The sequence below is a fragment of the Streptomyces sp. NPDC057271 genome (genome assembly GCF_042668715.1).
Classification (GTDB): Bacteria; Actinomycetota; Actinomycetes; order Streptomycetales; family Streptomycetaceae; genus Streptomyces.
The window spans coordinates 1-11,472 of sequence record NZ_JBHUYJ010000156.1; the positions used below are offsets into that span (position 1 = coordinate 1).

General features: G+C 73.3%; 10 protein-coding genes. 1 reads left to right on the top strand and 9 read right to left on the bottom strand.

What is annotated here, in order from left to right; all coding sequences use genetic code 11:
- Positions 1 to 112: 112 nt before the first annotated feature.
- The 6 genes from ACFUJR_RS36920 to ACFUJR_RS36945 are packed head-to-tail and all read right to left on the bottom strand — an operon-like array spanning position 113 to position 5,844.
- Positions 113 to 1,135 (bottom strand): pyridoxal-phosphate dependent enzyme, encoded by a 1,023-nt coding sequence (locus ACFUJR_RS36920; protein ID WP_383172302.1) that lies wholly within the window; start codon positions 1,133 to 1,135, stop codon positions 113 to 115.
- Complete coding sequence (locus ACFUJR_RS36925) at positions 1,056 to 2,084, bottom strand: GHMP kinase (protein ID WP_383451186.1); 1,029 nt, start codon at positions 2,082 to 2,084, stop codon at positions 1,056 to 1,058. Before ACFUJR_RS36925 ends, ACFUJR_RS36920 begins: the two co-directional genes overlap by 80 nt.
- Positions 2,081 to 2,917 carry a Rossmann-like domain-containing protein gene (locus tag ACFUJR_RS36930; protein WP_383172298.1) on the bottom strand — a complete coding sequence of 279 codons (837 nt, stop codon included), beginning with the start codon at positions 2,915 to 2,917 and terminating at the stop codon, positions 2,081 to 2,083. The genes ACFUJR_RS36925 and ACFUJR_RS36930 overlap by 4 nt, the downstream gene beginning before the upstream one ends.
- 11 nt (positions 2,918 to 2,928) lie before the next feature.
- Positions 2,929 to 3,726: an ABC transporter ATP-binding protein gene (locus ACFUJR_RS36935; protein ID WP_383172296.1), complete on the bottom strand. Its 798-nt coding sequence runs from the start codon at positions 3,724 to 3,726 to the stop codon at positions 2,929 to 2,931.
- Positions 3,723 to 4,832 (bottom strand): FecCD family ABC transporter permease, encoded by a 1,110-nt coding sequence (locus ACFUJR_RS36940; RefSeq protein WP_383172294.1) that lies wholly within the window; start codon positions 4,830 to 4,832, stop codon positions 3,723 to 3,725. The genes ACFUJR_RS36935 and ACFUJR_RS36940 overlap by 4 nt, the downstream gene beginning before the upstream one ends.
- Positions 4,822 to 5,844, bottom strand: coding sequence for an ABC transporter substrate-binding protein (locus tag ACFUJR_RS36945; protein ID WP_383172292.1), 1,023 nt, complete (start codon positions 5,842 to 5,844; stop codon positions 4,822 to 4,824). Before ACFUJR_RS36945 ends, ACFUJR_RS36940 begins: the two co-directional genes overlap by 11 nt.
- 162 nt (positions 5,845 to 6,006) lie before the next feature.
- Here ACFUJR_RS36945 and ACFUJR_RS36950 point away from each other — a divergent pair, with 162 nt between their 5' ends.
- Positions 6,007 to 7,341 carry an MFS transporter gene (locus ACFUJR_RS36950; RefSeq protein ID WP_383172290.1) on the top strand — a complete coding sequence of 445 codons (1,335 nt, stop codon included), beginning with the start codon at positions 6,007 to 6,009 and terminating at the stop codon, positions 7,339 to 7,341.
- 82 nt (positions 7,342 to 7,423) lie between these two features.
- Here the strand turns inward: ACFUJR_RS36950 and asnB are convergent, their stop codons facing one another.
- The 3 genes from asnB to ACFUJR_RS36965 form a co-directional block, all read right to left on the bottom strand.
- Positions 7,424 to 9,268 (bottom strand): asparagine synthase (glutamine-hydrolyzing), encoded by a 1,845-nt coding sequence (gene asnB, locus ACFUJR_RS36955; RefSeq protein WP_383172288.1) that lies wholly within the window; start codon positions 9,266 to 9,268, stop codon positions 7,424 to 7,426.
- A gap of 219 nt (positions 9,269 to 9,487) precedes the next feature.
- Complete coding sequence (locus tag ACFUJR_RS36960; protein WP_383172286.1) at positions 9,488 to 10,969, bottom strand: ABC transporter ATP-binding protein; 1,482 nt, start codon at positions 10,967 to 10,969, stop codon at positions 9,488 to 9,490.
- A partial coding sequence (locus ACFUJR_RS36965) for an energy-coupling factor transporter transmembrane component T family protein (RefSeq protein ID WP_383451189.1) occupies positions 10,966 to 11,472 on the bottom strand: 507 nt, incomplete at its 5' end. The genes ACFUJR_RS36965 and ACFUJR_RS36960, both read right to left, overlap by 4 nt.

Below are 11,472 nucleotides of genomic sequence, written 5' to 3' on the forward strand. Positions count from 1 at the left end.
CGGCTGGGCCGGTCACGTCGGCTCCCTGAACTCCTCGGGGTCGGCTACCTGCGGGTCTTGCCCGCGCCGGTTGGTATCCACGCGTCAGAAGAGAGGCACCTGGCGCCGGGATCTACGCGCCCATGGCCGCCGCCGGGGTCCGGTTCCAGTGCATGCGGGACCAGGGGAGGGCCAGCTCGCTCTGGTCCGGCACGTCTTGGGGCGTGAGGGAGGCGAGCGGGGTGGCCTCGGTGTGGCGGGCGAAGACCGTGTCGACGTAGCGGTGGCCGGTGTCGGCGGCGACGAAGAGGACCGTTCGCCCGGGGGCACGTTCGCGTTCGTGGCGGGCGGCGAGGTAGGCGGCTCCGGTCGAGAGGCCCGCGAAGACCGCGTGGCGGCGCAGGAGGTCGACGCTGCCGGCCAGGGCCGCGTCGAAGGAGATCCAGTGCAGGGTGTCGTACAGCTCGTGCGCGACGTTGCCGAAGGGGATGGAGCTGCCGATCCCGGCGATGATGATCTCCGGGTCGGCGACGTGCTCCGCGCCGAAGGTGACGCTGCCGTACGGCTGGACCCCGACGAGTTCGACGTCGGACGGCGCCCGCCCGTCCGGGTCCTCCCGCAGGTAGCGGGCGAGGGCGCCGGTGGAGGCGCCCGAGCCGACCCCGCCGACGACGGTCAGCCCGTCCGCGCCGGTCGCCTCGCGGACGCGGTCGGCGATCGCGCGGTAGCCCAGATAGTGGATGGAGTCGTGGTACTGCCGCATCCAGTGGTACTCGGGGTGCGCGGCGAGGATCTCGTGGATCCGCTCCACCCGCCGCTTCTGATCGAGCTTGAGGTCGCTGCACGGTTCCATCTGCTCCAGCGTCGCGCCGAGAACGGCCAGTTGGGTCCGCAGACCGTGGTCGACCGTCGTCGAGCCGACGATGTGGCAGCGCATGCCGTGCCGGTGACAGGCCAGGGCGAGGGCGTACGCGTAGATGCCGCTGGAGCTGTCGAGGAGCGTGTCCCCGCGCCTGACGGCTCCGGTGTCGAGCAGATGACGTACGGCGGCGAGGGCGGAGACCACCTTCATCGTCTCAAAGCGCAGGCAGACGAGACGGTCGTCGAGGCGTATCAGGTCCGGTCGGCCGACGGCCTCCGCGATGTGCTGGTCCATGCGGGATCTCCTTGCGGGTCGGGGCGGTCGTGAAGGTCCGGGTGGCGGGGATGCCGTGGGCGTCCAGGGCGCGCAGGCAGCGGCGCACCCGGTGCCGCAGGCCCGGGGCGGCGGGGTCGAAGAGGACGCCCTCCAACGCGCCGCTGTGCGCAACCTGGACGCCCGCCGCCCCGATGCGCCGGGCGACGGCGGTCAGCGCCTCGAACTCCGGGTGGCCGAGAAGGCGTTGACCCCGGCGTGCGCTGGCGGTGGCGACCTCCCCGAGGAGCCGGGCGTCACCGGTGGCCACCGCCCGGCGCAGCAGCGCGCGCAGCCGCTCGTACTCCCGGACGTCGGCGTCGGTCGCGTCCCGTACGGGCAGGGCGAGGGTGTCGACGGGTGCGCCCTCGCCGAGGGCGCAGCCCACGACGACCAGGGGCGGGAGGGCCGGGCCGAGGTCTTCGAGGATCCGGCCCTCCCGTTGGGCGAAGAGCACCGCGCGGCCGTCCCACATCAGCGGATCGCAGGCGAGTTCGGCGCGCACCGCGAGCCGGGCGACCGTCTCGGCGACGAGGGGCAGCCCGTACGCGTCGGCGACCGCGCGCACGGTGGCGATCACGTCGCTGGTGGAGCTGCCCATGCCGAGACCCACCGGGATGTCGCCGGTGAGTCTCAACTCGCCGCCGCTGGGCGGCAGTCCGGCCCGTTCCGCGCACTCCGCGACCGCGAGGGCCGCGGCCCGCGCGGCCTTCGTACGGTCGGCTGGTACGACGGTGAGCGCGTCGGGCGCGGTGCCGGGGCGCAGGACGAACGTGGCGCGGCTGCCGGGACCGGGCAGGGGCAGGGTGACCAGACCGGCGCACCGGCGCCCCTCGTCGTCGAGGAACACCCCCTGGAGGATCTCGCCGTGGTGGCAGGGCGCGTACCCGGTGCCGGTACGGCGCACGTCGCGGCGCGCGGTGGGGGTCACGCGCCGCCCACCGCCCGGTAGCGGTACAGGGTCGTCTCCTCGGCGCTGAACTGGGAGAAGGGGAAGGGTTCCGCGGACAGCGCGGTCACGCCGGAGCCGAGGAAGGCACGGGCGACGGCGCTGCCGGTCTGCGCGTAGACGATCAGCGCGATGCCGCGGGCCCGGCACCGTTCCAGGACGGTGTCGAAGGAGCCGTTGCTCAGGGTCATCCCGGTGGCGACGACGGCATCGGCGCGCTCCAGCACCTCGTGCATGTCGGCCGTGACGGGGTCGCCCCACTGGGTGGCCCTGAGGTTGAAGTCGCAGGGCAGCGGTTCACCGCCGCGCTCGCGGATCGCCGCGACCAGCGGGTTGACGACGCCGATGAGGCCGATCCTCGCGCCCCGCTCGATGTCGAGCAGGCCGGCGACGGCCGCGTCCCGGGCCCGCGCGCGGACCTCCGGGGTACCGGCGGGCAGGGTCACCGCCTCGGCGTCGCCCGCCTCCCCGGCCACGCGGTGCGGGCGGGTCTCCGAGAGGTACGCGTCGAGGGCCGCGATCCGCAGCGGGCGGGGGGCCTCGCGCAGCAGGACGTCGAGCGGGGCTCCGGAGAAGTCGCGGCAGATCGACGGAACGATCTCCCCGGCCTCGAAGGCGCACCCGCCGAAGGAGCCGCCGAGGCGGACCAGGACGTACTGGTTGAGGTACGTCGTGTCACCTCCGGCCAGACGGGTGCCGTGGTGGAGCCAGAACACGCTGGTCGCGACGAGTTCGGAGGGGACCGGGCCGTGCCGGCCGGCCAGGACCGCCTCGATGAGCGCGTCGACGGAGCGGAGCGGGGTGGTCAGGGGCATGGGATTCCTTTTCACAGGGCGGGTTCGGCGGCCGCTGCCCCGACGGGGAGCGGTCCGCGGTAGGTGACGGCCGGGTGTCCCAGCGCGTCGGTGGTGAGCACGGCGTCCACCTCGAAGACCTCGGCGAGCCGCTCGGAGGTGAGGACGGCGGCGGGGGCGCCGGAGGCGACGAGGCGGCCGTGGTGCAGGAGCAGCAGCCGGTCGCAGTACCGGGCGGCGAGCGACAGGTCGTGCAGCGCGACCAGAACCGTCCGGTCGGTGCCGGTCAGCAGCCGCATCAGCTCCAGCTGGTGTCGGACGTCGAGGTGGTTGGTGGGCTCGTCGAGCAGGAGCGCGCGGGGCTGTTGGGCCAGCGCGCGGGCGATGTGGGCACGCTGCCGTTCGCCGCCCGACAGCGCCTTCCAGGGGCGGCCGGCGAGTGCGGTGAGTCCGACGTGCCTCAGCGCGGCGGCGTTCACCGCCCGGTCGGTGGCGTCCGGCCCGCGCCAGCGGTCCCGGAACGGGGTGCGCCCCAGGCCCACGACGTCGGCGACCCGCAGATCGCTGTCGGCACCCGGGTCCTGGGCGACGAAGGCGACGTGGCGGGCGATCCGGCGCGCGCTCCACTCCCGTACGGACTCGCCGTCGTAGCGCACCGTGCCGGTGTCGGGGGCCCGCAGGCCCGCCAGGCAGCGCAGCAGCGAGGACTTGCCCGAGCCGTTGGGGCCGAGGAGTCCGACCGTCTCGCCGGGGGCGATGTCCGCGTCGACGTCGTGGACGACCGTGTTCCCGGCCACCGACCAGCTCAGTCGTTCGGCGGTGATCCTCACAGCTCACCCCGCTTGCGCAGGACCAGGAGGAAGAGCGGTACGCCGAGCAGCGCGGTGATCACGCCGACGGGAACCTCGCGGGGCGCGAAGGCGATCCGCGCGAGCGTGTCCGTCCACACCAGGAACACCGCGCCGGCGAGCGCCGCGTAGGGCAGGAGGACCCGGTGCAGCGGCCCGACGAGGAACCGCACCCCGTGCGGGACGATCAGGCCGACGAAGCCGATGGCGCCGACGGTGGCCACCGCGACCGCGGTCAGCGCCGCCGTGACCACGAGCAGCAGCGTCCTCGTGTGCCGTACGCCGATGCCGAGCGAGGCGGCGGTGTCGGTGCCGAAGGCGAGCCCGTCGAGGGCCTGCGAGCAGAGCCACGCGACGGCGAGACCCAGCGGGGTGACGATCGCGCAGACCACGACCGTGTTCCAGCGGGCCGGCGCCATGGAGCCCAGCAGCCAGTGGGTGACGGCCCGCGTGGTGTCGGCGTCCGCCGAGGCCATCAGGACGAGCGAGGTCAGCGCGGCGAAGAGCTGGCCGACCACCACGCCGGTCAGGACGATGCGCACGGAGTCGAGTCCGGTACGCCGCAGCAGCAGGAGGAGCAGACCGAAGGAGAGCAGCGCACCGGCGAGCGCGCCGCCGGTGACCCCGACCGCGCTCGCGCCGACTCCGAGGACGACGACGGTGACGGCTCCCGCCGACGCGCCCGAGGAGACGCCGAGCAGGTAGGGGTCGGCGAGCGCGTTCCGGGTGACGGCCTGGAGCACCGCGCCGCACACGGCGAGCGAGGCGCCGACGAGGGCGGCCATCAGGACGCGCGGAAGGCGCAGGTCCCAGACGAGTGAGTCGACCAGCGGGGGCAGAGGCCGTACGTCCAGGCCGAGACGGGCGCCGAGGACCCGGGCGAGGTCCGTCCAGCCGATGTCGGCCGTGCCGACGCGCACGGCGGCCGCGACCGAGCCGACGAGGGCGCCCGCGGCGAGGAGCAGCGGGAGGGCACGGGCGGCGAGGAGCGGAGCGGACGGACGCGGCAGGGCGGCCGGACGCGGGAGAGCGGCCGGACGTGGCAGAGCGGCCGGCCCCCTCCGGATGTCGTCCCGTTCAGCGGACATACCCGAGGTCCTTCATGCCCTGGGCCAGCAGCCCGAGGGCGTGGACGGAGCGTACGGACGGGTCCAGTTCGATGCCCGGCACGGTGAGGATCCTGTTCTCGCGAACCGCCGCCAGCTTCGAGATCACGGGGTGTCCGGTCATCGTCGCGCGCTTCTCCGCGGCGCTGTCGCCGGGCCGGCCGCGCTCGGAGAGGTCACCGATCACGATGAAGTCCGGTTCCCGCCGGGCGACTTCCTCCCAGGAGACCTCGGGCCAGTCCTCGTCGACGTCGTCGAAGGCGTTCTTCGCGCCGACGATCCGGCTCATCTCGCTGGGCAGACCGGTCCCGCCCGCCACATACGGCATGCCGTTGAAGACCGAGTAGAGGTAGACGACGGTCGGCCGGTCCGCGCCCCGGGGGATCTTGGAGGCGTACTCCCCCGCCGTGGCGACCGCCGCGCGCTGCTCGGCCGCCAGCTCACCGGCGCGCTGCCGTACGCCGAAGACCGTGCCGAGGTTCTCGTAGTCGGAGAAGAGCAGCTCGAAGGGGGTCGTTCCGGCCGGGTTCCCGCGCGGGCAGTCCACGGCGCTGACGAAGGTGGGGACCTTGAGGGCGTCCAGTTCCTCGCGGGTGCCGGCCCGGTCCGGGGTGAAGAGGTCGGCGGAGCCTCCGACGACGAAGTCCGGTGTGGCGGCGCGCAGTTGTTCGGCGGTGGCGATCTTGGGCGCGATGACCGGGACCTCGGCGTACGCGGCCTCGTACCGTGCGGGGATCTTCGTCTTGAGGTTGGCGGTGCCCGCCATCCGGTCCTGGAGGCCGAGTTCGAGCAGGGTCTCGGTCGAGGTCTGGTCCAGGGCGACGGCGCGTCGCGGCGGTTCGGCGAAGGACAGCTGACGGCCGCAGCTGGTGACGGAGGCCGTCCGGACCGCGGACTCGCCGTCCGCGGCGGAACCGCCGCCGGCTGCCGTGGAGCAGCCCGCGGTGGCGAGGGCGAGGGTCAGGGCGACGCCGAGACGGGTGGGGTGGCGCATGGGTTCTCCGGTCCGAGGGGGCGGGTGGGGCAGGTGGGCAGGGCGCTGCACCGGGGCAGGAGTGCCGCGCTCGAAAGGGTACTGTAACGACAATCATTTTCATTAACCACCTCGGGGTGCGCTTCGCCGCACCCCACGCGGCGCCCAAGGAGCACCCCGCACATGGCCACCACGCCGACACCCACCGCCCCCACCTCCCCCGCCCCGCCCCCGCGTTCGGTCCTCCGCGACCCCGCGTTCCTGCGTCTCTGGGCGGGCACCACCGCCTCCGGGCTCGCGACCTGGGCCCTGCCCTTCGTCCTCGGGCTCGCCGTGCTCCACCGCGACCTCGGCGCGGCCGGTCTCGGACTGGTGCTCGCCGCCCGCACCGCCGGATTCCTCGCCGCGGTCGCCGTCGGCGGCGTGCTGGCCGACCGGCACTCCCGGCGTGCGGTGGTCCTCTGGTCCGCCCTCGCGGCCGCGGTCGCCGCGCCCCTCCTCACCGCGGGGCTCGGCCGCTCACTGGTGCTGATGACGGCCGCCGCCGCGCTCGCCGGGGCCGGACAAGGCGCCTGCCGACCCGCGTTCCAGGCACTCACCGCAGAGACCGTCGCCTCCGAGCACCGTCAGCAGGCGAACGCCGCCATGACCATGGCGGTACGGAGCTCCACGCTCGCCGGGCCCGCCCTGACCGCACTGCTCGCGGGGTTCCTCGACGTCGGGACGCTGCTGCTCGGCATCGGCGTGCTCTGGCTGGTCGCCGCGCTGGTCCCGGGCAGGGGCAGCGCGACGCACCTGCCCACCCCCGCGACGCGAGGCGTCGACCACCGCACCGACCACCGCACCGGCTTCCGCACCGACTTCCTGGAGGGCATACGGGAGGCGCGCCGCCACCCCTGGTTCCTCGCCGGTCTCGGCGCACTGGTCGCCGTCATCGCCCTCGGCTACTCCGCCACGAGCGTCGCGCTCCCCCTGATCAGCCGGGACCGTTACGGCTCCGAGTGGGTGCTGGCCGCGGCCATGACCGCGTACACGCTGGGCGCACTCGGCGGCGCGCTGGTGATCGCCCGCTGGCGCCCGCGCTCCCAGGGCTGGGCGGCCTTCGCCGGTCTGGCGGCGTACGGTATGGCACCGCTGAGCCTGATGCTGCCCGTCCACCCGCTCGTCGTGGTCGCCGCCTACGCCGTGGCCGGCATCGGGATCGAGCTGTTCAACGTCCCCTGGTTCACGGCCACCCAGCGCGAGGTCGCCCCGGACAAGCTGGCCCGAGTCTCGTCGCTGGACTTCCTGGTCTCCTACGGCCTGGCGCCGATCGGCCTGGCCCTGATCGCCCCCGCGATCGTACTCCTCGGGATCACCCCGGTCCTCGCCGTCTGCGCCGCGGCCTGCTTCCTCGTCCCTGCCGCGGCGGCCGCGGTGCCCACGGCCCGCCACTTCGGCCGCACCCCGCCCGCGCCCACGCCCACGCCCACGCCCACGCCCAGGGACACGGCCACGACCACGACCACGACCGACTGATCCTCGGTCACATGGCAGGGGCGGGGCCGTCCGTCGGACGGTCCCGCCCCCGGCGGTGTCGGACCGGCTCCCGCCGGTGTGGTCAGTCCAGCCGGAGCTCGGGCTTCCGCAGCTCCATCCAGGTGTGCAGGTCCAGCACCCGCTCCAGGCCCGCCCGTACGGCCACCGTCACGGCCGCCGGGTCCAGAGCCACGGTCTGCTGCGCCCAGGCCCGGTCGACCAGGGCGAACACCTGCGCGTCCGGCTCGGCCACCAGCTCCTTCACCTGCTGCTGCAGATGCGCCGCGTACCCGGGGTTCTGCGGCGACGGGTAGGGGCTCTTGACCCGCTCCACCACCGACTGCGGCAGCACGGGCGCCGCCGCGGCGCGCAGCAGGCTCTTCTCCCGCCCGTCGAACGCCTTCAGCGCCCACGGGGTGTTGTAGACGTACTCGACGAGGCGGTGGTCGCAGAAGGGCACCCGGACCTCGAGCCCGACCGCCATGGAGAGCCGGTCCTTGCGGTCGAGCAGCGTGCGCACGAACCGCGTCAGGTGCAGATGGCACATGGAGCGCATCCGGCGCTCCAGACCGGACTCCCCGTCGAGGTGCTCGACCTCGGCGAGGGCCGTCGCGTACTGGTCGGCGGTGTAGGTCCCCACGTCGAGCAGCTTCCGCAGACCGGGCTCGATGTGGTCGGTCCGCGCGGAGAGGCTCATCGGGGGGATGAACATCATCCAGGGGAACGTGTCGGCGTGCCGCGCCGCCTCGATGTGGAACCAGGGGTACCCGCCGAACACCTCGTCGGCCGACTCCCCGGACAGTGCCACCGTCGACTGCTCCCGGATCGCCTTGAACAGCAGGTAGAGCGAGCTGTCCAGGTCGCCGAAGCCGTTGGGGATGTCCCGCGCGCCGACGGTCGCACGCCGCACCTCGGGGTCCGAGATGTCGGCCGGGTTCAGGACCACGTCGTGGTGCGCGGACCGCACGTGCGCCGCGACGTCGCGGACGAACGGCGAGTCGGGGGTCTCGCGCAGCTCGTCGGGGACGAAGTTCTCCTCCTGGCCGGCGAAGTCCACCGAGAACGTACGGAGGCGGTCGCCGCGCAGGGCGAGCTGCTGCGCCGCGAGGCCGGTGATGGCGCTGGAGTCCAGCCCGCCGGAGAGCAGGGCGCACTGCGGCACGTCCGAGATCAGCTGCCGGCCGACGATCCCGGTCAGCATGTCCCGCGTCCGGAGGACGGTCTCGTCGCGGCCGTCGGTGTGCTCGACCGCGCGCAGGCTCCAGTACGTCCGCTGCCGCAGGCCACGGCGGTCCACGGTGACGAGCGTGCCCGGCAGCATGTCGTGCATGCCCTTGTAGAGCGCCCAGCCCGGGGTCTTGGTCTGCGCGAACAGCTCCCGCAGTCCGTCCGTGTCGACCACGGGGCGCACGGTCGGGTTCGCCAGGATCGCCTTCGGCTCGGAGCCGAACAGCACGCCGTCGGGCGTCGGCTGGTAGAAGAGCGGCTTGATGCCCATACGGTCGCGCACGAGCACGAGCTTCTCCTCGCGCTCGTCCCATATCGCGAACGCGTACATGCCCTCCAGGTGGTCGACGAGGCTCTCGCCCCACTCCAGGTAGGCGTGGAGAACGACCTCGGTGTCACTGTCGGTCCGGAAGGTGTGCCCGCTCGACGCGAGCCGGTTCCGCAGCTCCTGGAAGTTGTAGGTCTCCCCGGAGTACGCGATGGCGACGTCACCGGCAGGGGTGCTCACGCTCATCGGCTGGGTACCGCCGACCAGGTCGATGACGGCGAGGCGACGATGTCCCAGTCCGACATGGGTACGCAGGTACGTGCCGCGACCGTCCGGCCCGCGGCACGCCATGGTCTCGGTCATCGCGTCCAGGGTGTCGCCCCGACGCGTCAGGTCGGAGTCGAACGAAACCCATCCTGCGATACCACACATTCCACAACCCCATTTCCCATACGGTTCCGTGCATTTCTCATGCAATTCGAATTGCGGCTGGCGCAGGCCGGGCAGAGACGAAAGTCCGCGGCGACGATTGATCCCCTTGCCGCGGGAGCGTAGCAATCCGATTCCGGGCCCAACAATGTTCGCTCCACCCGTCCTTGTATGAGGAATACACATGCGGGCCCTCCGTCCGGCGGAAAGCCGTGGGAGATGTCAGGGGATGGGACGGAGGCACAGTTCCCGGTCGGCGGCGAGTTCGAGGAGATCGGCGTCGTGACTGATGAGGACGACCACCGCACCCTCCTGGGCGACATCGCGCATCGCGGCGGTCATCGATCTCAGATGGCGGCGGTCGACACCGGAGCTGGGCTCGTCGAAGACGACGATACGACGGCCGCTCAGGCGCGCCGTCGCGACGACCAGGCGCTGCTGCTGGCCGCCGGAGAGGGACAGCGGGTGCCGGTCGCCGAAGGCGTCCAGGTCGAGGTCGGCGAGCACGGCGGCGGCCTGTTCCGCCCGCTCCGGAAGGGCGCCCAGGCGCAGTTCGGCGGTGACGCTGTCGGTGAAGAGCTGCCTCTCCACGTCCTGCATGACGATCACGGCCGCGCGCTGCCGCTGTGAGCGGGACAGCGGGCGGCCGTCGTGGAGCACCTGGCCGGCGTGGCGCTGCAGCCCGGCGAGGATCCGGGCCAGCGTGGTCTTCCCGGCGCCGTTCGCGCCGGTGACGGCGGTGACGACTCCGCGGGGCAGATGGGCCTCGGCGATGTCGAGCACGGGCCGTCCGAGAAACGTGCACCGGATGCCTCGCAGCGTCAGACCGTCGGCCGGTCCGTGCGGTCCGGCCGACGTCGCGACGGCGTCGTGGTCGTGGTTCTCGCCCACGCGGTGGCGAGGGGCCACCGACGGCTCCCCCGCCTCGACGCTCGGGCCGTGCGCGTACGCCGGGAGCATCCGGGGCCGCGCGGGGGTGTGGAGACCACGCAGTCCCTCGGCGCGCAGCATCTCGTCGGTGAGCCCGGGGAATTCGGCCCTGGTCCATTCCCTCCGGACGCGCCCGTTCTGGAGGACGACGATCCGGTCGGCCAGGTCGCGGAGGTAGTGGAGCCGGTGCTCGGCGATGACGAGGGTGGTGCCCCGGTCCCGCAGGTGCCCCAGGATCGCGGTGAGATCCGCGATGCCCTGCGGGGACAGGTTGGAGGTCGGTTCGTCGAGCAGCAGCACCGGCGGGCCGTGGGTGACGGCCGCCGCGCACGCCACCCGCTGCTGCTGACCGCCCGACAGCTCCCGCAGCCTGCCGTCGAGGTCGGCCAGGCCGAACTCGGCGACGACCCGGGCTACGCGCTCGCGTATCCGTGGGGGCGGCGTGCCGAAGTTCTCCAGGGCGAAAGCCAGTTCGGTGTCCACGGCGTCGGTGAAGAACTGCCGGCGGGGCTGCTGCAGGACGGTGCCCGTCACCCGCCCCACCTGGGCGAGGTCGGTGATCGGTGCGCCGTCGACCCGGATCTCGCCCTCAAGGGTGCCGTCGTGAAAGTGCGGGGCGAGGCCGTTCATCAACCGGAGCGCCGAGCTCTTGCCCGATCCGCTCGGTCCGCACACCACCACGGTCTCACCGCGCCGGATGCTCAGGTCGAGGCCGTCGAGTACGGCGGAGTCGCCGCCCTCGTACGTCCACCGGACGTCCTTGAGCTCGATCATCGCGTGTACCTCCACCAGAGCGTGGCCGTCGTCAACAGAGCCACGGCGAGGACGGCGACCGCGTCGGCGCGGCCGAACCGGGGCGGGTGCATCGTCGTCGGCCAGGGCTGCGACCCCAGCCCGCGCAGCAGCGCCGACGCCGAGAGGTCCTCCGCCGAACGCAGGCTCGACGCGATGAGGGGCACCGTGAAGTACTCGACGCTGAGCAGGGGGTGGCGCAGCATGCCCGTCACACCGCCGAGCCCGCGCAGCCGCATGGCGTCGCGTACGGCGCGCGCCTCGGCGACGATGGTGGGTACGAACCGCAGCATCACGGCCCCGGACACGGTGAACGCCTCCGGCACCCGCATGGCCCGCAGGGCGGCGGTGAACCGGGTCGGCGGGATCGTCCGGATCAGGTGGGCGGCGATGCCGCCCACGGCCACCAGGCGGAGCGTGAACTCGCCCATGACCCCGATCAGGCCGAGCAGCGGCCACGGTGCGGCGAGCGGAAGTAGATAGGC